The following is a 23,088-nucleotide window of genomic DNA, read 5'->3' as shown; positions in this document are numbered from 1 at the left end:
GAACGAATGCGCGATGCCGCGCTAAGATACGACGCTGTCCCGCCACGTATAACGTATCGATTACTCAGGAGCCTATGCGGATGCAACGATCGAAAGGACGCCGTCATGGCGTTTGACCTGTTCAGCGGCGTGCGGCCGCTCAACCGCGCCGGGGCCTTGCGCGACGCGAAAGCCGGTGTGCTGCTCGCGTCGATGAACATCCCGCAGCTGCTCGGCTATGCGCGCATCGCGGGCATGCCGGCCGTCACCGGCATCTATACCGGCTTTCTGCCGCTGATTGCCTTCGCACTCTTTGGCGCTTCGCGCCACCTCGTGGTGGCCGCGGATTCGGCCACGGCCACCATCTTCGCGAGCAAGCTCTCGTCCATGGCGGCGCCTTCCAGCGCCGAATACGTCGCGCTGGCCGGCATGACCGCGCTGCTCACGGCGGTCATGCTGCTGATCGCCCGCATCTTCAAGCTGGGCTTTCTCGCCGACTTTCTCTCGCGCACGGTGCTGGTGGGTTTTCTCACCGGTGTGGGCGTGCAGGTGGGGGTGGCGATGCTCGGTGACATGCTCGGCATCCCGTACACCTCGCGGCGCACCGTCCTGCAGATCAAGCAGATCGTTCTGCAGTTCTCCGCCATCCATTGGCAGACGCTTGCCATTGCCGCATTCGTGGTGGTGGCGATTCTCATCTTCAAGCGCTTGAGGCCGGGCTGGCCGGTGCCGCTCCTCGCGGTGGTCGGCGGCATCGCCGCGAGCGCCATGTTCGATTTCGCGGGCCACGGCATCGCGGTGACCGGGCCGGTGCAGGGGGGCCTGCCGCATATCGCGTTTCCGGCCGTCGGCTGGTTTCAGATGATCGATATGCTGCAGGTGGCGGCCTCGTGCGTCGTCATCATTGTCGCGCAGAGCGCCGCGACGAGCCGCGCTTTCGCCGAGCGCTACGGCGAGCGTGTTGACGAAGACCAGAATCTGCTGGGCCTCGCCGCGGCGAACGCGGCGGCAGCGCTGAGCGGCGCCTTCGTCGTGAACGGGAGCCCCACGCAGACCGCCATGGGCGATCAGGCCGGCGCGCGCAGTCAGTTCGCCCAGCTCGTGTTCGCGGGTGTCGTCGTGGTCGTGCTGCTGTTCTTGAGCCGCTGGCTCCAATATCTGCCGCGCTGCGTGCTGGCTGCCATCGTGTTCACGATTGCCGTCGGGCTCGTGCACATCGGCCAGTTGATCGACATTCGCCGCGAGAGCCGCGGCGAGTTCCGCCTTGCCGTGATCACGGCGATCTCCGTGGTCGTGATCGGCGTGGAGAACGGCATCCTCATTGCGATCGGGCTTTCGTTGCTGCGTCACGTGCGTCACAGTTACCGGCCACACACGATGGTGCTCGAGCCCAATGCGGAGGGCCGCTGGATGCCCGTGCCCGCGCACGCGGGGCTCGTGACCGCGCCCGGGTTGATCGTTTACCGCTTCGGATCGGACCTTTTCTACGCCAACGACCATCTTTTCGTCGATGAGGTGCGAGCCATGATCGACGGCGCGCCGACACCCGTTCACTCGCTCGTGATCGATGCGGGCGCGATCACCGATGTCGACTACTCGGCGGGCCGTTCGGTCAACGAACTATGCGAGTGGCTGCGCACGCGCGGTATCAAAGTGATTTTCGGACGCGTCAACCAATACCTGCGCGCGGACATGAATCGGCATGGCATCACGCCCGTGGTGGGCGCGGAGAACGTCTACACGACGCTGCACGAGGCGCTTGCGGCCGTGCACCCCGAGCTCGACGTGCACACGGATGAGTGACGCGGCCTGACCCGGCGCGCGGTGGGGCGCGGCCCCGCTGCGGCCGCGTCGCGCGTGCGCCTTACCAATCGCCTGACGGCTGCCCTGCGGCGGAGCTTCAGTAGTTCGCGCACTGCGCAGAAACGACTTCAATGCCTCCAGACAAACCCGGATTGCCTGCGAGATTTCGCGGCTGATATCGTGCGCCTCAAGCGCTGTGGAAGCGCTTCCACTCCACCGCCGGCGGGTTGCAGCAACGCCCGGCTCGCGGTCCTTGCGCAGGAGCTTTCGTGACACACGATATAGCCGCTTCGCCACACGCCGCCCCGACCGCCACGCTCGAAGACGACGCCTTCACACCGTCGCCCGATTCCACGCTGTGGCGGCGCGATTTCCTGCTGGGCGCGGCCACCGCGTCGTACCAGATCGAGGGCGCCGTGGCCGAAGACGGCCGGCTGCCTTCGATCTGGGATACCTTCAGCGCCACGCCCGGCAAGGTGCTCGCGGGCGACACCGGTGCCGTGGCCTGCGATCACTACCACCGCTGGGAAGGCGACCTCGATCTGCTCGATACGCTGAATTTCGAGGCCTACCGCTTCTCGATCGCCTGGCCGCGCGTGATGGACGCGTCGGGCCGTCCCAACGCGAAGGGCATCGGCTTCTACAGGCGCCTGCTGGAGCGCCTGAAGGAGAAGGGCATCCAGACCTTTGCGACGCTCTATCACTGGGACTTGCCGCAGCATCTGGAAGACCGCGGCGGCTGGCTCAACCGCGACACCGCGTATCGTTTCGCCGACTATGCCGATCTCATGAGCCGCGAATTCTCGGGCCTCGTCGACGCGTGGATGACGCTCAACGAGCCGTGGTGCTCGGCGTATCTCGGCTACGGCAACGGCCACCATGCGCCGGGCCTCGCGAATGCGCGCTATGCGACCCAGGCCATGCATCATCTGCTGCTCGGCCACGGGCTTGCCGTGGCGGCACTGCGCGCGAACGATCCACACTCGGCCAAGGGCCTTGTCGCGAACGTCGGTCGCGGCACGCCCGCTTCGGACTCGGCCGCCGACCGCGCCGCCGCGCGCCGCTTCGAAGTCCAGCACAACGCCTGGATTCTCGACCCGCTCTTCAAGGGCGAGTATCCGGCCGAACTGTTCGAGCTGTGGCCCGGCACGGAGCCGCTCGTGCTGGACGGCGACCTGCAGACGATTGCCGCGCCGCTCGACTTCCTCGGCATCAACTACTATTTCCGTACCCAGGTGAAAAGCGATGGCGCGCACGGCTTCGTCGAAGTGCCGCCCGCCGGCGTCGAGCGCACGCAGATGGGCTGGGAGGTCTATCCGGACGGCTTGCGCGATTTGCTCGTGGGTTTTCATCGGACGTATGAAAACCTGCCGCCCATCTACATCACCGAGAACGGCATGGCCTCGGACGACCGCGTGCGTGACGGACGGGTGGACGACGTGCAGCGCATCTCGTTCCTCAAGCGCCATCTGGCCGCCGTGGATGCCGCGATCAAGGCGGGCGTGGACGTGCGCGGCTATTTCGTGTGGTCGCTGCTCGACAACTTCGAGTGGGCGTTTGGCTACGAACGGCGTTTCGGTGTCGTGCATGTGGACTACGACACGCAACAGCGCACGCCCAAGCGCAGCGCGGAACTGATTGCACGTTTCATCGCGGAGCGGGGCGCGCGCGGCGCCGCTTGAAGCGCATGACGCGCACGAGGCGCTGTCCATACCGGTGCGCGAGTTTGGCTTCATCGATCAGCAGACAAACCGGAGACGCAATGAAGCAACACGCACTTGTCTTGCGCGGCATCGTCGCGGCGCTGGCCCTGGCCGGCGCCGCCGTGGCCCACGCAGCGGACGCGCCGCTCAAGGCCACCGTGATTCACTGGTGGACCTCGGGCGGCGAATCGGCCGCCATCAAGCAATTCGCGCAAGCCTACGACCAGGCGGGCGGCCAGTGGGTCGACAACGCGATTGCCGGCGCGGACCAGGCGCGTGCCACGGCGATCAACCGCATCGTCGGCGGCGATCCGCCCACCGCGGCGCAATTCAACACGTCCAAGCAGTTTCACGACCTCATCGACCAGGGACTCCTGAATAATGTCGATACGGTTGCGGCCAAAGAGAACTGGAGCGGCATCCTGCCCGAATCGGTGCTCAACCAGATCAAGGTGAACGGGCACTTCTACGCGGCGCCCGTGGACATCCACATGCAGGACTGGTTCTTCTATTCGAAGCCGGCATTTGCGAAAGCCGGCATCGCGAGCGAGCCGAAGAACTTCAACGAACTCTTCGCCGACCTCGACAAGCTCAAGGCAGCGGGCCTGATCCCGCTCGCGCTCGGCGGCCAGCCGTGGCAGGAGAAGATCACCTTCGACGCGATCTTTGCCGACATGGACCGCAATCTCTACATGAAGGTGTACCGCGACCACGACGCGAATGCCGTCAATTCGCCGGCGTTCAAAAACGTGCTGACGACGTTCAAGCGTCTGCACAACTACGTCGATCCGGGCTCGCCTGGCCGCAACTGGAACGACGCGACGGCACTGGTGATTTCGGGCAAGGCGGGCATGCAGATCATGGGCGACTGGGCCAAAGGCGAGTTCTCCAACGCGAACCAGGTGGCGGGCAAGGATTTCGGTTGCTTCCCCGGTTTTCCGAATTCGCCGTACATGGTCGCGGGCGATGCGTTCGTGTTTCCGAAGACGGACAATCCGCAAGCCGTGAAAGCGCAGCAACTGCTCGCCACGGTCATGACCTCGCCGAAGGCGCAGGCCGCCTTCAGCGAGAAGAAGGGCTCGATACCGATCCGCCAGGACGTGGATACCTCGGGCTTCGACGTTTGCGCAAAGGAGGGCATGGCGATCATGAAGGACAAGTCGCGCCAGCTGCCGAACCCGGAGATGCTGATTACGCCTGACGTGCAAGGCGCGCTTCAGGACGTCATCACGAACTTCTGGAACAAGAACCAGCCGGTCGATGATGCACAAAAGGCGTTCGCCAACGCGATCAAGAGCTAGGCGGCCCATGTACGCGCCAAAGCTGGGTCACGCGAAGCGGCAAGCCCGTCGCCAGGCGCACGCGGGTCGCCGCTCGCGGCGTTGGTCGCTCGCCGCATGGATCGCGCTGCTGCCTATGGCGGTCACGGTCGTGTTCGCGTATCTCGGCACGATGCTGTGGACCGCGCGTGTCTCGATGAGCTACTCGCGCTCGCTGCCGACGAACACCTTCGCCGGCGCGACGCAGTATGTGCGCCTCTTCGAGAACGACCGCTGGATCGTCTCGCTGCAAAACCTCGCGATCTACGGCGTCTGCTTCATCGCGGCCTGTCTCGCGATCGGCCTGCTGCTGGCGATCTTCATCGACCAGCGCGTCGCGGCCGAGGGCGCGCTGCGCACGATCTTCCTCTATCCGTATGCGATGTCGTTCGTCGCTACCGGGCTCGTCTGGCAATGGATCCTCAATCCCGAGCTGGGCGTGCAGGCCGTGCTCCGGCACATGGGCTTCGCGCACGCGCACTTCGACTGGATCGTCTCGCAGCGCTTCGCGATCTATACGCTCGTGATCGCGACGGTGTGGCAGGCCTCGGGCCTTGTGATGGCGTTGATGCTCGCGGGGCTGCGCGGGATCGACGAGGAGATCTGGATGGCCGCGCGCCTCGACGGCATTCCGCGCTGGCGCGTCTATGCGAGCATCGTCGTGCCGATGTTGAAGACTTCGATGTCCACGGCGTTCGTGCTGCTCTTCGTGATGGTCGTGAAGCTCTACGACGCCGTGGTCGCGATGACGCAAGGCGGTCCCGGCACCGCGAGCGAAGTGCCCGGCAAGTTCATCATGGATTACCTGTTCAATCGCGCCAACATCGGGCTCGCGTCCGCAGCCTCGATCGTGCTGCTCGCCACCGTGCTGGCCATCCTCGCGCCGGTGCTTTATGCGCGCAGCCGCGTTTCGGCCATGGCGGCGCGCAGGGGAGAGCGCACATGAGCGCGCCGCTGGCCGATCCGTCCGGTGCCGGCGCGGGTGCAACGGGCGCAGTACGCCGCAAGCCAGCGCCCAGGCGGCGGCGCCACTTCACGCCCGCGCGTCTTGGTGTGTATGGATTCCTGATTATTGCGGCGCTCTTCTTCCTGCTGCCGCTCTACGTGATGCTCGTCACGTCGGTCAAGCCGATGGACGAGATCCGCATGGGCCATCTGCTTGCGCTGCCGCGTCATCTCACGCTCGCGCCGTGGCAGGACGCCTGGTCGTCGGCGTGCACGGGCCTCGAATGCGCGGGCATACGCGTGGGTTTCTGGAATTCGGTGCGCATCGTCGTGCCGAGCACGATCATCTCGATCGCAGTGGGCGCAGTGAACGGCTACGCGCTGTCGTTCTGGCGGCCGCGCGGCGCGGGCGTGTTGTTCGCGGTGCTGCTCGCGGGAGCGTTCATTCCCGTGCAGGTGATGGTCTACCCGCTCGTGCGCGTGCTGGCCACCGTGCATCTGTTCGCTTCATTGCCGGGCATCGTGATCATCCATACGATCTTCGGCATGCCGGTCATGACACTGCTGTTTCGCAACTACTATGCGGCGCTGCCGCAGGAGCTCTTCAAGGCGGCGCGCATCGACGGCGGCGGCTTCTGGCGCATCTTCGTGCAGCTTATGTTGCCGATGTCGGCGCCCATCGTCGTGGTCGCCTTGATCATGCAGGTCACGGGCATCTGGAACGACTACATCCTCGGGCTCGTTTTCGCGGGCACGAAGAATCTGCCGATGACCGTGCAGCTCAACAACATCATCAATACCACCACGGGCGAGCGGCTCTATAACGTCAACATGGCCGCGACGATCCTCACTTCGCTCGTGCCGCTCGCGATCTATTTCGTGTCGGGCCGCTGGTTCGTGCGCGGCATCGCGTCGGGCGCGGTGAAGTGAGAGGAGACAGACGATGACGCATCCGGCAAACGTAGCGGTGCGCAACCTGCGCATCGAGCTTGGCGTGAACACGGTGATCGACGATCTCGACCTCGACGTGCGCGCGGGCGAATTCGTCGTGCTGCTCGGTCCTTCGGGCTGCGGCAAATCCACCTTGCTGCACAGCATCGCGGGCCTCATCGACGTGGCCGACGGCAGCATCGAGATCGCCGGCGAGGACATGACATGGGCCGACCCGAAAGACCGCGGTGTGGCGCTCGTGTTCCAGTCGTACGCGCTCTATCCGACGATGAACGTCGAGCGCAATCTCTCGTTCGCACTGCGCATCAATGGCACGCCCCGAGCCGAGATCGAGCGCCGCGTGCAGCGCGCCGCCGAGATGCTCCAGCTCGGCCCGCTGCTCTCGCGCAAGCCGGCACAGCTCTCGGGCGGCCAGCGCCAGCGCGTGGCGATCGGGCGTGCGCTGGTGCGCGAGGCCGACGTGTTCCTGTTCGACGAGCCGCTCTCGAATCTCGACGCCAAGCTGCGCACGGAATTGCGCCGCGAACTCAAGCAACTGCATCAGCAACTGGGCGCGACGATGATCTACGTGACGCATGATCAAGTCGAGGCCATGACGCTTGCCACGCGCATGGCGGTCATGAAGGGCGGTGTGATCCAGCAGTTCGGCACGCCCGCGCAAGTCTATGCACAGCCCGAGAACCTGTTCGTTGCGACCTTCCTCGGCACGCCGCCGATGACCCTGCTGCGCGGAGTGCTCGAAGCCGACGAAGGCAAGCTGTGGTTCCGCGGCCCGCGCCTTTCGGTCGACGTCTCGCACTATGCGTTCAAGGGCGCGCCCGACCTCGCGAAGCCGTGCGTGCTCGGTGTGCGCCCCGAGGACGTGCGGGCCGCTGGCGCGGCGCACGCGGTCTCGGGGGGCGAGGCGCTGCAAGGCCAGGTCACGCTGGTCGAGCCGATGGGCAACCACCGAGTCCTCTGGCTCGATTATCATGGCTCGCAGATCGCTTCGATCGACCAGGACAAGCGCCCGCTCGCGAACGGGGCACGCGTGCCGTTCGAGATCGACGCCGGGCAGGTGTCGCTGTTCGACGAGGCCAGCAGCCTGCGGCTCTGATGTCTGCCGAACGCCCATTCATCAGATGAAAGCAGGCCGACGGCCAGGCGTGCGCGGTTAAAAACGCAACGACAAAAGCAGAGGGGCAAACACGAAGTGGCAACCCTGAAAGACGTGGCAACGCTGGCTGGCGTGGGTCTTTCCACGGCCTCCCGGGCGATCTCCGGCAAGGGGCCGGTATCGGCCGAGGCCGCCGCGCGCGTGCAGGCCGCCATCGAGCAACTCCACTTCCGGCCTTCGTCGATCGGGCGCGCGATGGCGACGCAATCGCTCGGCATCATCGGCATTTTCGTGCCGACTTTCTTTGGTTCCTACTACGGCACTATCCTCAAGGAGACCGATACCGAATTGCGTGCGGTAGGCCGCCATGTGGTGGTGGCGACGGGCTGCGGCGAGGCCTCGCCGCGCGAGCAGGCCGTCGAGGCCGTGCGCTTTCTGATTGGCCGCGATTGCGACGGCGTGGTGGTGATCAGCCACGACCTGCACGACGAAGACCTCGAGATGCTGCACGCCCTGCATCCGCGCATGGCCTTCCTGAACCGCGTGTTCGAGGGCTTGCCCGAAGCGTCGTTCTGCGCCGACCACTTTCACGGCGGCGAGCTGGCCGCGCGCACGCTCGTCGAGCACGGCCACCGCGAGATTGCCGCGATTGGCGGACCGGCGAGTTCTTCGGACAACCTCGCGCGTCTCGACGGTTTTTTCGCCGAGCTTGAGCGTCATAGCATCGCGCGCGAAGCGGTGCCACTCGTCATGTCGGACTTTTCGCCTGAGGGCGGCTATGCGGCGGCAGGCGAGTTGCTCGACTCCAAGCGGCGCTTCACGGGTCTGTTCTGCGCGAACGACACGATGGCTATGTCGGCGCTCGCGCGCCTGCAGCAGGCCGGCATCGCGGTTCCGCACGATGTCTCCGTGATCGGCTACGACGACGATTATTCGGCAGCCTACATGGCGCCCGCGCTCACCTCGGTCCATATTCCGACCGCCGAACTCACGCGCAATGCCGTGCGCTGGCTCATCAACCAGTGTTACGGCACGCACTGGGACATCGAGCGCAACTTCGACGTGAGCGTGTCAATGCGCGCGTCGGTCGCGCGGGCGAACCCCGCACGACTTGCCTGAAGCGATCTGAAGCGATGCAGCGTGCAAGGGCGGTGGCGTTTAGACGCGCGCCACCGCCTGCGCCGGATCACGGCTGCGCGGTGAGCGCAGGCGAGGGCGCTGAAGCGGGCGACAAGGTTGGCCTATAGGTGCCGGTGAGCGAGTTGAGGAAGGCAGTGAGCGCGTCGACATCCGCATCCGAAAGCGTGGTGCCGAGCTGATACTGCGCCATCTTGCGCACCGCCTCACGCAGATCCGTCACGCTGCCGTCGTGGAAATACGGCGCCGTGAGCGCCACGTTGCGCAGTCCCGGGACCTTGAACCATTGGCGATCACGCGTGTCGTGCGTGACGTTCTCGCGCCCGTTGTCGGCGTCGGTCAGCGCATCGCCGCGCGCAGCGAAGTAATCCCCGGCCCGGCCCATGCGCTCGAACGACTGCCCGCCCAGATTCGCGCCGACGTGACAGCTCGCGCAGCCCACCGACTTGAACAACTGATAGCCACGCACTTCTTCGCTGTTCAGCGCCTCGGTGTTGCCGCGCAGCCAGGCATCGAAGCGGCTCGGCGTGAGCAGCGTCTTCTCGAACTCGGCAATGGCGTCGGTGATGTTCGGGCCGCTCAGGCCATCGGGGTAGACCTTCACGAACGCCTCGGCGAACGCAGGATCGGCGTTGAGCTTGCCGACGATCTGATCCCATGATGTCGATGCCATTTCGACCGGATTGAGCGGAGGCCCGCCCGCCTGATCCTGCAGCGTGGCGGCGCGCCCGTCCCAGAACTGCATGTGATTGAGCGCCGCGTTGAACACCGTGGGCGCATTCACGCCGCCGAGCTGGCCGCGCACGCCGAGCGAGCGCTTGCGGTTGTCCACGCCGCCCGTCGAGAGCGAGTGGCAGCTCGCGCACGAGATGGAGTTGTCGACGGACAGGCGCGGGTCGTGGAACAGCTGCATGCCGAGCGCGACCTTGCGCGGATCGGAGGGCAGCGTGTGCGGCAACGGCTGCAACGGATCGTTCTCGAAGGCCGGCGCCACGCCGGGCGTGACATACCAGCGCTTGCGCTCGTGCGAGATCCACGTGAGCAGCGTCTGCTGGTCGTGCGGGTTCAGGCCGGTACGCCAGTGCACCATGCGAAAGCGCATCGGCGGCATCGTGTCGTTCGTCACCACGCGTTCGAGCTTGGCGAGATCGGCCTGCGGGGGCGGCGTGCCGTCGCGCAACGCGCTCAACAGCGGGTCGAGACGGAAATATCGCTGGCCCTTGTCGATGTCGAACTCCGAGAGCTGCCGGATCCCGGGCAGCGCGGCGTAGGGCGGCAAGACGGCCTTTGCCGAATGGCAGTAGTAGCACGCGTTGCGATTGAGGATGTCGCGAACGCGCGTGGCGTCGGCCGACGCTGCGGGCTTTGCGGCCGCGCTTTCGGCGTAGAGCGTGTCGTGATACCAGGCGATGCCACTGAGGCCGAGATAGCCGGCCGCGACAAGCGCGCCCAGGCCGACGAGGATCTTTTTCATTGTGGGCATGAGTTGTAGGGAACCTGGGAATCCTGAGCGGATATCCGGCCCGTACATGCCCAGGGACATGGCGGCAGCAGAGGCGAGGGCACGCAGCCGGATCAGCGTGCGATGCTACCGATACCCGGCGTGCTAGCCATTGCGGCATATCAAGCCACACGACGTTTCATCCGGCGAGCGGATGGGGCCGAACAACGCAGAACAGCAATCGTGGCTCACGCGAGAAACGCGTAAAATCGGCTGCGTTTCCCTCTTGGCACTCATCGTCATGTCCGCGGATCGTCCGCTCAAAAAGGAAGAAGGCGTCGCTGTCATCGACCGCGCTTGCGCCATCCTGTTCGCGTTTCGTCCCGAGGACGGCGCTCTCACGCTCGCCGAACTCGCGGCCCGCACCGGCCTTTACAAGAGCACGCTGTTGCGCCTTGCCGGCGCCTTGATCCAGCATCGGCTGCTCGTGCGTCTCGACGACGGCCGCTATCAACTCGGGCCCGCCACCTTCGCGCTCGGCGCGCTCTATCAACGCAGCCTCAATCTGGGCGACATCCTGTTGCCGCTCATGCGCGAGCTCATGGAAGCGAGCGGGGAGAGCGTATCGTTCTACGTGCGTGAGAATGCGGTGCGCGTGTGCCTGCATCGCGTCGATTCGAAACACGTGGTGCGCCATCACGTGCGCGAGGGCGACGTGCTGCCGCTGGAGACGGGTTCAGGCGGGCGGGCCTTGCTCGCGTTCAGCGGCGAGCCGGGCGAGGCGTTCGAGCGAACGCGGCGGGACTTCTACTGCGTGTCGATTGGCGAGCGCGAACGCGAAACCGCAGGGGTGTCGATGCCCGTGTTCGGCGTGCACGGCGCATTGCGCGGCGTGCTCACGCTCGCCGGGCCGAGCTCGCGCATCGATCGCGCGTTCATCGACGCGAATCTCGATGCACTGTTCGACTGCGCCGCGCGCGCCACCGACGCGCTGGGCGGCGACTCGCGCGTGCTGCGTGCCGCACGCCGCGTGCGCGCCGAAAAGGCAGGCGCTTGAGCGCTTCGCGCGCGGGCCGCTTGTGCGTTTGGGCGGCTGGTTTCAGGAGTTTCAGGTGCCGTCGGGTTCTAGATGGCGCTCGCGGGGTCCCGTGTATGCGTATGGGATCTGCCGCGGCATCGGCCCTTTGTTGCGCTCGCCACGCCCGCGTTGCTCCCAGGCATGCGCGAGTATGCCCACTGCACGCGACAGGCAGAACACGCCGCGCGCGAGTTCGGGCGCGAAGCCCAGTTCCGCGTAGATCACGGCGGTGACGCCGTCTATGTTCATCGGCACCGGCTTGTCCTTGCGTTTTTTCAGCAGTGCTTCGATGGCCCGCGCAATTTGCGCATAGCGTCCACCGATGATGCCGGCCGCGACGCGGGCATCCACGAGTTCGAGCAGCCGCCCGGCACGCGGATCGACGGGGTGGAAGCGATGCCCGAAGCCCGGCAGATACTTTCCGTGCGTCGCGATGAACGCTTCCACGCCCGCTTCGACGGCCTCCTCGAGCTCGCTGCCCGCGTCGATGAGCCGGGCAATCGCCTCATAGAGTTCGACCGCCTGCTGGCCCGCGCCGCCGTGCACATCGTCGAGCGCGTTGAGCGCCGACGCCATCGCGCCATTCAGCGGCAGCCCGCAGCTCGTCGCCATGCGCGAAATCGCAATCGACGGCGCCTGCGGCCCATGGTCGACCGAAGCAACAAGCGCCGCTTCGAGCAGCGACGCTTCGCCTTCACCGGGCAGGTCGCCGCGCAGCATCAGCCAGATCATCTGCGGGAAGCTCACGCGGCCGATCAGCTCCTGGATCGGGTAGCCGCGCACGGCGATCGACCCCGGATGAATGTCGATGATCGACGTGCGCCAGTAATCGGCGCATAGCGCGGCGAGATCGGCGTTGTGCGCGGCGGATGGGGGTGACGATGAGGGCTGGCCCGATGCGTCGTTCGTCGTGGACATGGTCAGATGACTCCTTGTGCATGCAGCGCGTCGATCTGCGCGGCGTCATAACCGAGCTGCGCGAGCGTTTCGCGCGTGTGCGCGCCGAGCGTGGGTGCGGGTGTGGCGGGCGCGGCGTCGCCGTCCGAGAGACGCAGGCCCGCACGCGTCACTCGCTGCGCGGCCTCGCCCTCTGCGGCAGCGAACTCGCGCACGAAGCGCCGCTCGGCCAGATGGGGATGCGCGAGAATCTGTGGCACCGTGAGCACGCGGCCCACCGGTACGCCGCGTTCGAGCAGACGCGCCTCCCAGTTCGCGGCGCTGTCACCCGCGAGCGCGGCCTCGATCTCGGCCTTCAGTTCGGCGCGATATTGCTTGCGCAGATGGCGCGCGGCGAAGCGGGCGTCGCGCGGCAGGTCGGGGCGGCCGATCGCCTCGCACAGGCTCTCGAACTGGCGCGTCTCGTTTGCAGCGATGTTCAGCAGACCGTCACCGGTCCTGAACGTGCCCGAGGGCGCCGCGGTGAAATTCTCGTTGCCCATGGGCGTGGGCTCCACACCTGCGTTCAGATAGTTCGAGACGACCCAGCCCATCGTCGCGAGCGTGGCTTCGAGCATCGAAACGTCGAGGCGCCGCCCGCGCCCTGACGTGCGCGCCTCGACAAGCGCCGCGCAAATTCCAAACGCCGCGGTGAGCCCGCCCACCGTGTCCGACACTGGATAGCCTACGCGCAGCGGCGCGCTTTCCGCGTCGCCGGTCACGCTCATCACGCCCGCCATGCCCTGGATGATCTGATCGTAGGCAGGGCGCGGCGAGAGCTCGCCGGAATCGCCGAAGCCGGAGATCGCGCAATAGACGAGACGCGGATTCATTACGGATAACTGATCATATCCAAGGCCCAGGCGATCCATCACGCCGGGGCGGAAGTTCTCGATCAGCACGTCGGCGTCTTTCACGAGATCGAAGAAGATCGCCTTGCCGCGCGTGTCCTTCAGGTTCAGCGTGATCGAGCGCTTGCCCGCGTTGACCGCCACGAACGAGGCGCCCATGTTGCGCGCGGCGGCCTCCTTGTCGGCGCCGAGGCGGCGCGCGAGATCGCCGCCTTCCGGGTGCTCGATCTTGGTGACGTCGGCACCTAGCAGGGCCAGTTGATACGCACAGAATGGCCCCGCGAGCACGTTCGACAAGTCGAGAACGCGCACGCCGGCTAAAGGCAGCTGGTTCACTGTGGCGCCTCCTGAGCAAGGGAAAAGGGTATCGCAGTCGTGTCGTTCTGTGTGACAGAACGACGTTCTATAAAACGTGAGCGGATGATAGCGCGGGCCGTCTCGAGCATCGGCCCAGGGATTTCACGGAGCGCGAGGTGCCCGCGTCCACGGTGTCACCACGTTGCATACGAAAGCATCGGCGCGGCCGCGCGGGGTGGCGCATTCGTGTCACGACCGGCCAGCCACTGGTAAGCTCAATCGTACGAAGCATTAGCAATATCATCTCCATGCTTCGCTGACCATTGCCAGCTTGCGCTGGGAGGGCGCAGGGCAATGCGGCAGGCCGCGAATCGGCGGCCGGAACCGACGACCTTTCAGTCAGGAGACGATGTGAACAAAAAAGTCTTCCCTGGAGTCATTGCGCGAGCGTTGCCGGCCACGCTCGCCACCTCGGCCTGCGTGGCGCTCATGGGCGCTGTCGTGCTAGGAGGCTGCGCTCATCAGCAATCGCAAGGCGAGCCTGTGCCCGCGCAGTCGAACGTGCCGTCGCCGCTCAATGACCTCGGCATCGGGCCGGGCGAGGGCGGGCAAGGCGGTGAGGGTGGCACACCCGATGTCGATGCGCGCGCAACCGATGCGCTCGACGCCATGGGCGAGTATCTGCGCACACTGCGTAGCTTCGAGGTGGACGCCGACACCTCCACCGACGTCGTGCTCGACAACGGCCAGAACGCCGCGCTCCTGCGTCACGCCGTGCTCAAGGTGAAGTGGCCCGATCGCATGCGCGCCGACATCACCGGCAATGGCAATGTGCGCGGCCTCGTCTACGACGGTCATCGCTTCACGATCTTCAATGAAAAGAAGGGCTACTATGCGCGGCACGACGCGCCCCCCACGCTCGACGGGCTCGTGCACGATCTGGCCGCCAACTGGCACATCGAGGCGCCGCTCGTCGACCTGTTCTATTGGGGCAACGGCAAGTCGGACGACGCTGCAATCAGCTCGGCGCAAACGCTCGGCGTGGAGAAGGTCGACACGCGCAGCTGCACACACTACGCCTACCGGCAGGCGGGCGCGGACTGGGAGCTATGGATCGAGGCGGGGCGGCGACCGCTGCCGTGCAAGATGATCATCACCGATACGACCCAGCCGACGCGTCCGCGCCATGAAGTGACGTATCACTGGAAGCTCAATGTGGCCTTCCCGGCATCGACATTCGTGTTTCATCCGCGGCCCGGCGCGCGACAAATCGAGCTCAAGCCTGCGGATCGTCCGCCTTACGAGGAGGCGGAATGAGGAAGGTGAATCACGCACAGCGGGCGATCGCCGCGAGCCTCGTTGCATCGATGGTGCTGGCTTCGCCCGCGGCGCTCGCGTTCCGCGGCATGGCGCGCACCAGCATTCATCCTATGGGCGGCAATTTCGGCGGCGGGCAGCTCACGCGGCCTGGCTTCAATGGCGGCGGTGAACAGTTTCATGGCGGACCACCTGGACCGGGACCGCATCCGCCAGGGCCACCACCCGGTCCTGGGCCACATCCGCCGGGGCCGCCACCGGGACCACCGCCTGGTCCTGGGCCGCATCCGCCGGGGCCACCACCGGGACCGCCGCCTGGTCCTGGGCCGCATCCGCCGGGGCCACCACCGGGACCGCCGCCTGGTCCTGGACCACATCCGCCCGGGCCGCCACCTCCACCGCCTCCACCTCCGCCGTATTGGGGCGGCGGGTGGTACGTCGATCCGGTCGCGGCAGCCGTCACCGTTGGCGTGACCGCGGCGGTGGTCGGCTCGATGGTTGCGACCCTGCCGCCTTCGTGCAGCGCGGTGGTGGTCGGCGGCACGACATACGAGCAATGCGGCGCGACCTGGTATCAGCCCCAGTACATCGGCACGCAGGTGCAATACGTCGTCGTGCCGGCGCCATAGTCGTGCGAGCCGGCGCGTAGGGGCAAAGCGGCTCCATGCGACATGTCCCGGTCATTGCCGATGACCGGGACGTCGAATTTGCGGTGGACGCGACAGACGCGATCGGCGCCTGGCGGCGTTGTCATGCGTTGATTGACCCGAATGTTCGACGACGCAAACAAGCGCGCGGGGCGGGGCGCCGGTATCTTGCGAATGCGAACCATTAGCGTCTTTGCCGTTGCGCCGTTGCGCCGTGGCATGCAGCGGCCGCATGGACAAGGGCATTGCCTAATCGCTTGGAGGTCGAAGGGACTTAAGCAAGCCTTAAGCTCCCGGCGACGAGACTGTCGGCTAAGTCTGAAATAATGTGCCGATGGAATGAAAGCGATTTACGCCGATCTGAAACGTGCCCGCATGCGCCCGACCTCGAGTCGCGTCGCGGTTCTGCAGCTGTTTCATGAATTTCCATACGAGCACCTGACCGCCGACCAGGTCTTTCGGCGCGTGCCACCCGAGACCGAGCAATGCAGCCTCGCGAGCGTCTACCGCGCACTAGCGCAGTTGCTGGAGGCCGGGCTGATCTCGAGCGCGTGGATTGGCGAGCAGCGCGTCGTGTACGAACTCAATCGCGGCACACGCCATTCGCATCTGGTTTGCAGCGATTGCGGCACGATTCGCGATATCGACGACAGCGCACTCGAATCGCAGCACGAGGCCATTGCCGCCGCGCGCGAATTTCGCTACGCGAGCGCGAGCCTTGTGATCTTCGGGCGCTGTGCGCAATGCGAGGCGTCGCTGGATTCGGCCGTACGGCGTACGGGGGCGTTGCACGGGGTGGATCGGCGCGCGGAGTGAAACTGGCTGCGGGTGGGCTCAGGTTGGATGGGAGTTGTTTGGGCTGGTGGCTAGGGTAGCTACCGTAATTTCTAATTTAACATAACACAAATTATCGAAGTTTTACATGTTACAGCTTTTTTGAAATGTCCGGTTCTGGCTCATTAGAAATGTCCGATTCCTGCCCTAGTTGAAGCGCACGCTCACGCGAGGCGTCGACCAGAGGCGAACCATGAACGGACGTGAGTTGATCACGGCAAGCATGCGCGAACTGGACCGCTTCAAGGTCATCCAGGCCGTGACCGAGGCACGGCTCAGCTCGGCATTGACGATCTCGTTGGACTATCGGCGGTCATCGTCGGTTGGCCGCTCCTGCCAACACGGCGCAAACCAATGGGCACTACAAAAGGCACATCGATCGCTTCGCGTGTGGCTCGCAGCTATCTCGACTAGTGGATTTTGTTCGCGCGACAACCGGCGCCTCAAAGCGCAAGCCGATCACCGCCGACACAAAGCTCGAGGACGACCTGGGTGTGAGCGGTATCGAGGCCGAAGCGTTCATGGAGAAGTTCTTCGACGCATTCAAGGTCGATATTGGCGACTTCAGCTTTGATCGCTATTTCGTGAACGAAGGGTCCGGCATCATTCTGTCGCTCATCACCCTTCTGTCCAGGAAAAGGCGCGAAGCGCTCACCCGCGTGCCTGTTACGGTCGGGATGCTTGCCGATGCCGTGGCGTCAGGCCGATGGGACTCACAGGCGCTGGAAGCAAGGCACAACGGGTAACACACCGCCTGCCGTTTACTCCATGGCTGCCAGGTCATCCAGCTTAGATCGTCAGGGCCCCATCGACGCACGTGACGCAAGAACCTCCAATGCGTACCTTGCCATCTGCATCCACGTTGACCCTGACTCGTCCATCTCGACCGACACAACGCCCTTGCGCGGCCGCGTAATCTGTACCGCCGGGCGGCAACAAGCCTCGCTCCCACTGAAAGACCGCCACGCTGCCATTACCGCTGCCGCAGACAGGATCCTCCTCCACCCCGGAGGACGGCGCGAAGCTACGCACTTCTATTGCCGCGTCTCCCCGCTCATAAGCGCCAAACACGGTCAGGCCCGTGACGCCGAGGCGGCGCTCGAATTGCGCCAGGCTCGCGAAATCCGGCCGCAGATCGAGGACGGCGGTGGCGTCGCCCAACTGCGCGATAGTCCAGATGGGGCCAACGTTGACGGTGGCAGGCGCCGTCTTGCTGTCCACCTTGCACCCGAGGATGCGTTCCAGGGCTGCAATATCCGCCGCGTGCAGCGGCTCCAGCTTCGCAGGCGGCAGGCCGAACGTCAGTTGACGTTCGGCGCCCTGCCCCTCCACAGTCAATTCAACAAGACCCGTACCGCATTCCTGGATCAATCGGCCGCGCTGGCGAGGCGAAACACGCTCAGCTTCCAGGATGGCATGGGCACTCCCCAGCGTTGGATGCCCAGCAAAGGGAAGCTCGCTACGCGGTGTGAAGATCCGCAAGCGATAGTCGGCCCCGGCTGTCGTGGGCGGAAGGACAAACGTCGTTTCGGACAGGTTCGTCCAGCGCGCAATGGCTTGCATCGCGTCGGTTTCCAAACCCTCAGCGTCCAGTACCACTGCAACCGGATTGCCCAACAGCGGTTGGCGGGTGAAGACATCGACAACTTTCAACGATCGCTTCATTTTGGCATCCTCATAATTTTAGGACTGTACAGTGCTCCGTTCTGTCCAGGGTAGACGAAAGCGCGGCCAATGCGGGGCCGAGACGCTCAGGTGGCAGATAGCCAAAGCCCAGCCGGAATACCCGTTCGCTTTCACCAAACCAGGTTCCAGAGGCCAACTGCAAGTCATGGCTTGCGAGCAGATCCCAAAAGCGCGCGACAGCAGCATCGTCGAACCCATCGGCACGCAGGCGTATGCAACACAGTGCGCCGGCGTCCGGCCGCACCCACTCGACACGATCGCGTTCGTTCTCGCACCAGAGCGCCAGTTCATCAAGGGCGCGGGTCAGCAACCGGCGGCGCGATGCGAGCACGCTGCCCCTGTTGCGCAACAGCGCTGTGGCAAGCGTCTCGTCGAGCACGGAACCCGAGATAACGGTGTTCATCTTCGCGACAAGCAGACGCGAGCGCAGGTCGGCGTCGGCCACCGTGAGCCAGCCGGTACGCAGGCCCGGTGCGCCGAGCGCCTTGGATACCGAAGCGCCGGTGACGATACGCGGGTCGAGCCCCGCAAAGCTCTCTGCCACGACGTTTTCGCCGTAGGCGGCCTCGCGATAGGTTTCGTCGATGAAAAGCAGCGCTTGCGGCGAGCGCTGCTCCATCAAGGCAAGAAGCTTTTCAATGTCTGCGCGAGAGGTCTGAACACCACTGGGATTTTGTGGCGAAGCAAGACTCACGAGGCGCGTCTTCGGCGACAGGCTGGCGTCGATCTGTTCCAGATCGAGCCGATAGCGGTGCTCGAACGATAGCCGGACCTCGCGGACGCTCACGCCAGCGCCGAGCAGGCAGTCGCGGCTCGGCGGAAAGCACGGTGTCACGAGCACGGCCTCGTCGCCGGGACGGCAGACTTCAAAAGCGAGCAGAAAGAGTCCGAGCGCGGTGCCTTGTGTCGTGATGACGTGCCCGGCTGGCACGTTGCAGGCCTCGGCAATGGCCTCGCGAAGCGCGACCGAACCGGCCGATGTGCCATAGCCGAGCTTCAGATCGCGGATACCGTCGAGACCGGCCAAATCGAGCAACTCGCCAACCGTCAGGTCTTGAGACGTGCTCTCCGCGAGGTTGAACGGTCGATTGACGTCGAGCAGTGAAATGATCTCGTTATAAGGAAACCGGCCGCGCCACGCCTGGCCATTCGCCTGAAGCGCCGTCGTGCCTGTGCGTTGCAGCTGATCTGAATATTCCATTGGACGGTCCATTGCGAGTCGTTCGGCGGTTGCGTCGATGTGGCTGGCACATGCACATCCTGGCATCAACGGGCCGACCGTAACAGTCACAATTTACGACTGATTGGACCAACACAATCTCGCTTGGCGAGCGGCACGTACCGCATCGATAATCGTCACCATCCTGCGTCACGAACGAGCCCTCTCATGGACACGCCCACCCTGCACCGTTACGAGCAGTTGGCCGAGCTCATCCTCGGCATGATCGAGAACGGCGCGCTCGCGCCGGGCATGCGCCTGCCCTCCGTGCGCACGGTCAGCGAGCAGCACGGCATCAGTGTTTCCACCGTGCTGCAGGCCTTCCGTATGCTCGAAGACCGCGGCGTCCTCGTCGCGCGGCCGCAGTCGGGCTTTTACGTCGCGGCAGCGCGTAGCGGCGCGCTCGCGTTGCCCTCGACATCGCGCGCGAGCACGAAAGCCTCGACGGTGTCGATCAGCGGAGCGGTCGCGGCGCTGATCGAGCATGCGTCGAACCCGGCGCTCGTGCCGCTCGGCTGTGCGGTGCCCGACGCGGACCTGCTGCAATCGACGCGGCTCGACTCCGCACTCGCGCGTGCTGCCCGGCAACACGGCTCGCGCTACAACGTCTATTGCCCGCCGCGTGGCGAACCGCGTCTGCGCCGCGAAATCGCCAAGCGCGCAATGCGTTTCGGGCATGCGCTATCGCCCGACGACGTGCTCGTCACTGGCGGGTGCACCGAAGCGCTGACGCTCGCGCTTGGCGCCGTTGCCGGGCCGGGCGATACGGTTGCCATCGAATCGCCCACTTACATGGGACTCCTGCATACACTCGAAGTGCTCGGCCTGAAGGCATTCGAGCTGCCGACCGATCCGCAGCACGGCATCGATGTCGACGCACTCGCGCGCCTGCTCGAAAGGGAGCCGGTGGCAGCCTGTGTGCTTTCTTCGAGTTTCAATAATCCGCTCGGCTCGACCATGGCCGAGGCCGGCAAGCGCTCGCTCCTCGCCCTGCTCGCGCGACATGCCGTGCCGCTGATCGAAGATGACGTCTATGGCGATATCTACTTTAGCCGCGAGCGGCCGAAGCCATTCATCGCGCTCGACGGCGGCGCCAATACGATTTATTGCAGCTCGTTTTCGAAAAGCCTGGCGCCGGGATACCGGGTCGGCTGGATTGCGGCAGGTGCCTATGCAAAACCGGTGCTGGAGCGCAAGCTCGCGTTCAGCCTCTGCTGTGCCGTCCTGCCCCAGGTGGCGATCGCGGATTTTCTGGAAACCGGCGCCTACGAAGCGCACTTGCGCGGCATACGCCGCATGTTCGCGGAGAACGTCGCGCGCATGACACGTGCGATCGAAGCAAGCTTCCCGGCTGAGACGAAAGTCAGCCGGCCTGCGGGCGGCTTCTTCCTGTGGCTTGAACTGCCGAAACATTTCGATTCGCGCGCGCTCTTCGACAAGGCGCTAGAGCAAGGCATTTGCTTTGTGCCTGGCGACGTCTTTTCCGCGAGCCGGCGCTTTCGCAATTGCCTGCGGCTGAGCGCGGCGCACGTCTGGGACGATCGAATCGAAGACGGTGTGCGCCGCCTGGGGCGGCTCGCGCAGGCGTTGCTCGCGTGCTGAGTGCGAGGGTGTTCCATAGCCGCCCCGCCGTTCCAAGCAATCGTCAGAATCGCCCGGAAAGCAGATACCCCGCTTGCGGCACCTGCGCCTTCAGCCCGAGCGTCTTGAGGATCCGGTAGACCGTGGCAACGGACGCCGACAAAACGGGCTTGCCGAGCCGATCCTCAACCGTCTGAATGGAGGGCAGCGAAGGCATTTGCACGCATGCCGACAGCACGACGGCGTCCGCGTTGCCGATATCGAGGCGATCCGCATGCGCAACGAGGTTCGCCGGATCGAGGCGTCCCACTTCGAGATTGTCCGCGACCTCGAGGCTGATGGAATCGGTCACCTCGATGCCTTCGCTCTCGATGTAGTCGATGACTTGCTGCGTCAGGGGCTTCATATACGGCGTAATGATCGCCACTCGCTTGAACCACATCGTCTTGATCCCCTCCACCAGCGCGCCGGCGGAACTCACGATCGGGGTTGGCGCGCCATTGCCCTCCACCACCTTCTTCAAACGTGCCTCGGACTGCCGATGATAGCCGGCGCCCTGGCACATGATGGCGACGAGGCAGGCGTACGCCAGCACATCGCAGCGCGCGTCGCTGAGCTCGAGCGCGCAGCGGTCGCTGTCCACGTCCATCTTGCGCAGCTCCTCCGGTGTCACGTGCATCATCCGCATGCGCGCCGAGTGGAACGTAAAGCGCTCCTCGGGGAAGAGTCCGTAGCGCGACGTCAGCATTTCGGGAATTTCCGTCTCCATCGTGGTGTTGGAGCTCGGTACGATTTGACCAATCCGATAGTGCTTCATTTCAAAATCCACCTTTACAGAAGTCATCAATTGCCACTCGTCAGTTCGACACCCCGCGTCTCGCGGAGGGCAAACACGAGCAGTGCGGCGCACACATAAGCGATAGAAGCGATGCAGTACGTTTTTGTGAACCCTATGAACGGCATCAGGGCGGGCACCAGCTTGATGCCGGCAATCGCGCCCACCCGGCCGAAGTTGAAGCAGAAGCCGGCGGCCGTCGAGCGCACGCTGGTCGGAAACAACTCCGCGTACCACGCACCGAATCCGCTGAAATAGCCTGTGAAAAATCCCAGCGCGGCGCTGAGCAACCCGATGACGAGGATGTTGGCCGCCGTCATGGCGAGCTTGCCGTGGCTCAGCGGGATCATCGTCACGCCATAGGCGAACAACGGCACCGCGATCGCCACACCCACAAAGAAGGCCGCGAACGCGCGCCGCCTGCCGTAACGCTCGGCGAGAACGCCGTAGTAGAGGTAGCCCAGCGTTGCGCCAATGCCCGTCCACACGAGGAATACCGGCGCTTCATCCACGCGCACATGCAGCACACTCTGAAGATAGGTGGCCGTGAACGTGGTGATGATCCAGTAGCCGAACATGCCGAGGATGGAGATCACCAGCGCGATGAGCGTCGTGCGCCGGTATTGCGGCGCGAAGATCTGCGTGAGCGAAGCCTTCTTCGCGTTTTGCCGGAGAAATTCCCGGTTGGCCAGCCAGACCGGGGATTCCTTGACGAACAGGAGAATGATGGCGCCCATCGCATAAGCCGGAATCGACGCAAGGATGAAGAGGCGGCGCCACGATTCGGGATCGTTCGCGTTGAGAAAACTCCACGCGAAGATTGCGGCCAGCAGGCTGCCGCCGGACCAGCCGGTCTGCAGGAGCGAGATGGCTCTCGCCCGGCCCGATGCTGGCCAGATTTCGCTCACGAGTGCGACTGCGGCCGACCATAGGCCCCCCACGCCGATCCCCACGGCAAACCGGTACACATTCAGCTCGGTCAGGCTATGCGCGAATCCGCACAGCAGCGTGCCCGTGCCATAGGTCAGGACCGAGATCAGCAACGTGCGCTTGCGGCCGATCTTGTCGGAGACATTGCCGAGCAAGAATCCGCCGATGCCGGTCGCGAGGAGAAACCAGGCAACCGTAGAAACGACGTCACGCAGCGTGGCAGAGAACGTGTGCGCGACGGAAAGGATGATGAACCCAAAGATCGTGGCATCGAGCGCATCGAATAGCCATGCACCCCAGCTCCCGCCCAGGTTGACGAGGCGTCCGGTACGCGAGAGTTGGCCCGGCGCTTCGGTGGGCTGGTTTGCGACCCGCCCTGTGACTTCCGCTGTTTTCACTTGCTCCTCCATTCGCTTCTCGATCGAATGTCTCGTATCGTAGTGAGGCGCTGAATCGGTGTATATCAGTCATTGGCGAGCCTGCCATCGTCAACCGCGATGGCA

General features: G+C 64.9%; 22 protein-coding genes. 14 read left to right on the top strand and 8 right to left on the bottom strand.

The features are described 5' to 3' along the window. Nucleotides 1-105: 105 nt before the first annotated feature. The 7 genes from E1956_RS10785 to E1956_RS10755 all read left to right on the top strand — a co-directional run bounded on the left by E1956_RS10785 (nucleotide 106) and on the right by E1956_RS10755 (nucleotide 8,915). Entirely contained in the window at nucleotides 106-1,782 is a 1,677-nt protein-coding gene (locus E1956_RS10785) for a SulP family inorganic anion transporter (protein ID WP_134748732.1), read from the top strand. 269 nt (nucleotides 1,783-2,051) lie between these two features. Further along, nucleotides 2,052-3,464, top strand: a complete 1,413-nt coding sequence (locus E1956_RS10780; protein ID WP_134748729.1) for a GH1 family beta-glucosidase — start codon at nucleotides 2,052-2,054, stop codon at nucleotides 3,462-3,464. Between the two features lie 80 nt (nucleotides 3,465-3,544). After that, nucleotides 3,545-4,786 (top strand): ABC transporter substrate-binding protein, encoded by a 1,242-nt coding sequence (locus tag E1956_RS10775; RefSeq protein ID WP_134748727.1) that lies wholly within the window; start codon nucleotides 3,545-3,547, stop codon nucleotides 4,784-4,786. 7 nt (nucleotides 4,787-4,793) lie between these two features. Next, nucleotides 4,794-5,750 (top strand): carbohydrate ABC transporter permease, encoded by a 957-nt coding sequence (locus E1956_RS10770; RefSeq protein WP_134748725.1) that lies wholly within the window; start codon nucleotides 4,794-4,796, stop codon nucleotides 5,748-5,750. After that, nucleotides 5,747-6,679, top strand: coding sequence for a carbohydrate ABC transporter permease (locus tag E1956_RS10765; RefSeq protein ID WP_134748723.1), 933 nt, complete (start codon nucleotides 5,747-5,749; stop codon nucleotides 6,677-6,679). The genes E1956_RS10770 and E1956_RS10765 overlap by 4 nt, the downstream gene beginning before the upstream one ends. Before the next feature lie 13 nt (nucleotides 6,680-6,692). Continuing rightward, on the top strand, nucleotides 6,693-7,796 hold the full coding sequence (locus E1956_RS10760) for an ABC transporter ATP-binding protein (protein WP_134748720.1): 1,104 nt from the start codon (nucleotides 6,693-6,695) through the stop codon (nucleotides 7,794-7,796). Between the two features lie 96 nt (nucleotides 7,797-7,892). Continuing rightward, nucleotides 7,893-8,915 (top strand): LacI family DNA-binding transcriptional regulator, encoded by a 1,023-nt coding sequence (locus E1956_RS10755; protein WP_134748718.1) that lies wholly within the window; start codon nucleotides 7,893-7,895, stop codon nucleotides 8,913-8,915. A 67-nt stretch (nucleotides 8,916-8,982) separates the two neighbouring features. On the opposite strand, the gene E1956_RS10750 is transcribed toward E1956_RS10755, so the two are convergent. Further along, a complete protein-coding gene (locus E1956_RS10750; protein WP_134748716.1) occupies nucleotides 8,983-10,416 on the bottom strand; it encodes a cytochrome c peroxidase in 1,434 nt (477 codons plus the stop codon). Nucleotides 10,417-10,675: 259 nt separating this feature from the next. On the opposite strand from E1956_RS10750, the gene E1956_RS10745 reads away from it, so the two are divergent. Then, the gene (locus E1956_RS10745) at nucleotides 10,676-11,431 is read left to right on the top strand and encodes an IclR family transcriptional regulator (protein WP_134748714.1); all 756 of its coding nucleotides are present in this window, start codon (nucleotides 10,676-10,678) and stop codon (nucleotides 11,429-11,431) included. 51 nt (nucleotides 11,432-11,482) lie between these two features. Here E1956_RS10745 and E1956_RS10740 read toward each other — a convergent pair whose 3' ends face one another. Both E1956_RS10740 and E1956_RS10735 read right to left on the bottom strand, forming a co-directional pair. Continuing rightward, entirely contained in the window at nucleotides 11,483-12,370 is an 888-nt protein-coding gene (locus E1956_RS10740; protein ID WP_134748712.1) for a citryl-CoA lyase, read from the bottom strand. Between the two features lie 2 nt (nucleotides 12,371-12,372). Beyond that, nucleotides 12,373-13,575: a CaiB/BaiF CoA transferase family protein gene (locus tag E1956_RS10735; RefSeq protein WP_134748710.1), complete on the bottom strand. Its 1,203-nt coding sequence runs from the start codon at nucleotides 13,573-13,575 to the stop codon at nucleotides 12,373-12,375. A 372-nt stretch (nucleotides 13,576-13,947) separates the two neighbouring features. Here E1956_RS10735 and E1956_RS10730 point away from each other — a divergent pair, with 372 nt between their 5' ends. Continuing rightward, the gene (locus E1956_RS10730; protein ID WP_167759995.1) at nucleotides 13,948-14,853 is read left to right on the top strand and encodes a DUF2092 domain-containing protein; all 906 of its coding nucleotides are present in this window, start codon (nucleotides 13,948-13,950) and stop codon (nucleotides 14,851-14,853) included. Here E1956_RS10730 and E1956_RS46085 read toward each other — a convergent pair. Continuing rightward, the gene (locus E1956_RS46085) at nucleotides 14,835-15,035 is read right to left on the bottom strand and encodes a hypothetical protein (protein ID WP_167759947.1); all 201 of its coding nucleotides are present in this window, start codon (nucleotides 15,033-15,035) and stop codon (nucleotides 14,835-14,837) included. The two genes, E1956_RS10730 and E1956_RS46085, sit on opposite strands and share 19 nt — an antisense overlap. Here E1956_RS46085 and E1956_RS47530 point away from each other — a divergent pair. The 4 genes from E1956_RS47530 (at nucleotide 14,943) to E1956_RS10710 (ending at nucleotide 17,080) form a co-directional block, all read left to right on the top strand. Further along, entirely contained in the window at nucleotides 14,943-15,482 is a 540-nt protein-coding gene (locus E1956_RS47530) for a DUF6515 family protein (RefSeq protein WP_335929949.1), read from the top strand. The two genes, E1956_RS46085 and E1956_RS47530, sit on opposite strands and share 93 nt — an antisense overlap. A 357-nt stretch (nucleotides 15,483-15,839) precedes the next feature. Continuing rightward, complete coding sequence (locus E1956_RS10715; protein WP_134748706.1) at nucleotides 15,840-16,316, top strand: Fur family transcriptional regulator; 477 nt, start codon at nucleotides 15,840-15,842, stop codon at nucleotides 16,314-16,316. A gap of 303 nt (nucleotides 16,317-16,619) precedes the next feature. Continuing rightward, nucleotides 16,620-16,748: an STM2901 family protein gene (locus E1956_RS47955; RefSeq protein ID WP_472802077.1), complete on the top strand. Its 129-nt coding sequence runs from the start codon at nucleotides 16,620-16,622 to the stop codon at nucleotides 16,746-16,748. Further along, entirely contained in the window at nucleotides 16,748-17,080 is a 333-nt protein-coding gene (locus E1956_RS10710) for a DUF1493 family protein (protein WP_472802076.1), read from the top strand. The genes E1956_RS47955 and E1956_RS10710 overlap by 1 nt, the downstream gene beginning before the upstream one ends. A 43-nt stretch (nucleotides 17,081-17,123) precedes the next feature. On the opposite strand, the gene E1956_RS10705 is transcribed toward E1956_RS10710, so the two are convergent. Both E1956_RS10705 and E1956_RS10700 read right to left on the bottom strand, forming a co-directional pair. Next, the gene (locus tag E1956_RS10705; RefSeq protein ID WP_134748702.1) at nucleotides 17,124-17,999 is read right to left on the bottom strand and encodes a PhzF family phenazine biosynthesis protein; all 876 of its coding nucleotides are present in this window, start codon (nucleotides 17,997-17,999) and stop codon (nucleotides 17,124-17,126) included. A 10-nt stretch (nucleotides 18,000-18,009) separates the two neighbouring features. Further along, the gene (locus E1956_RS10700) at nucleotides 18,010-19,311 is read right to left on the bottom strand and encodes a pyridoxal phosphate-dependent aminotransferase (protein ID WP_232071098.1); all 1,302 of its coding nucleotides are present in this window, start codon (nucleotides 19,309-19,311) and stop codon (nucleotides 18,010-18,012) included. Between the two features lie 96 nt (nucleotides 19,312-19,407). Here E1956_RS10700 and E1956_RS10695 point away from each other — a divergent pair, with 96 nt between their 5' ends. Then, nucleotides 19,408-20,841 (top strand): aminotransferase-like domain-containing protein, encoded by a 1,434-nt coding sequence (locus E1956_RS10695; protein ID WP_134748700.1) that lies wholly within the window; start codon nucleotides 19,408-19,410, stop codon nucleotides 20,839-20,841. 43 nt (nucleotides 20,842-20,884) lie between these two features. On the opposite strand, the gene E1956_RS10690 is transcribed toward E1956_RS10695, so the two are convergent. Together E1956_RS10690 and E1956_RS10685 are read right to left on the bottom strand one after the other, a co-directional pair. Next, nucleotides 20,885-21,637 carry a maleate cis-trans isomerase family protein gene (locus tag E1956_RS10690; protein WP_134748698.1) on the bottom strand — a complete coding sequence of 251 codons (753 nt, stop codon included), beginning with the start codon at nucleotides 21,635-21,637 and terminating at the stop codon, nucleotides 20,885-20,887. 26 nt (nucleotides 21,638-21,663) lie between these two features. After that, complete coding sequence (locus E1956_RS10685; RefSeq protein ID WP_232071096.1) at nucleotides 21,664-22,983, bottom strand: MFS transporter; 1,320 nt, start codon at nucleotides 22,981-22,983, stop codon at nucleotides 21,664-21,666. Nucleotides 22,984-23,088: the final 105 nt, after the last annotated feature.

The organism is Paraburkholderia pallida (genome assembly GCF_004524855.1).
Classification (GTDB): Bacteria; Pseudomonadota; Gammaproteobacteria; order Burkholderiales; family Burkholderiaceae; genus Paraburkholderia; species Paraburkholderia oxyphila.
This window is presented reverse-complemented; position numbering and strand designations above follow the sequence as displayed.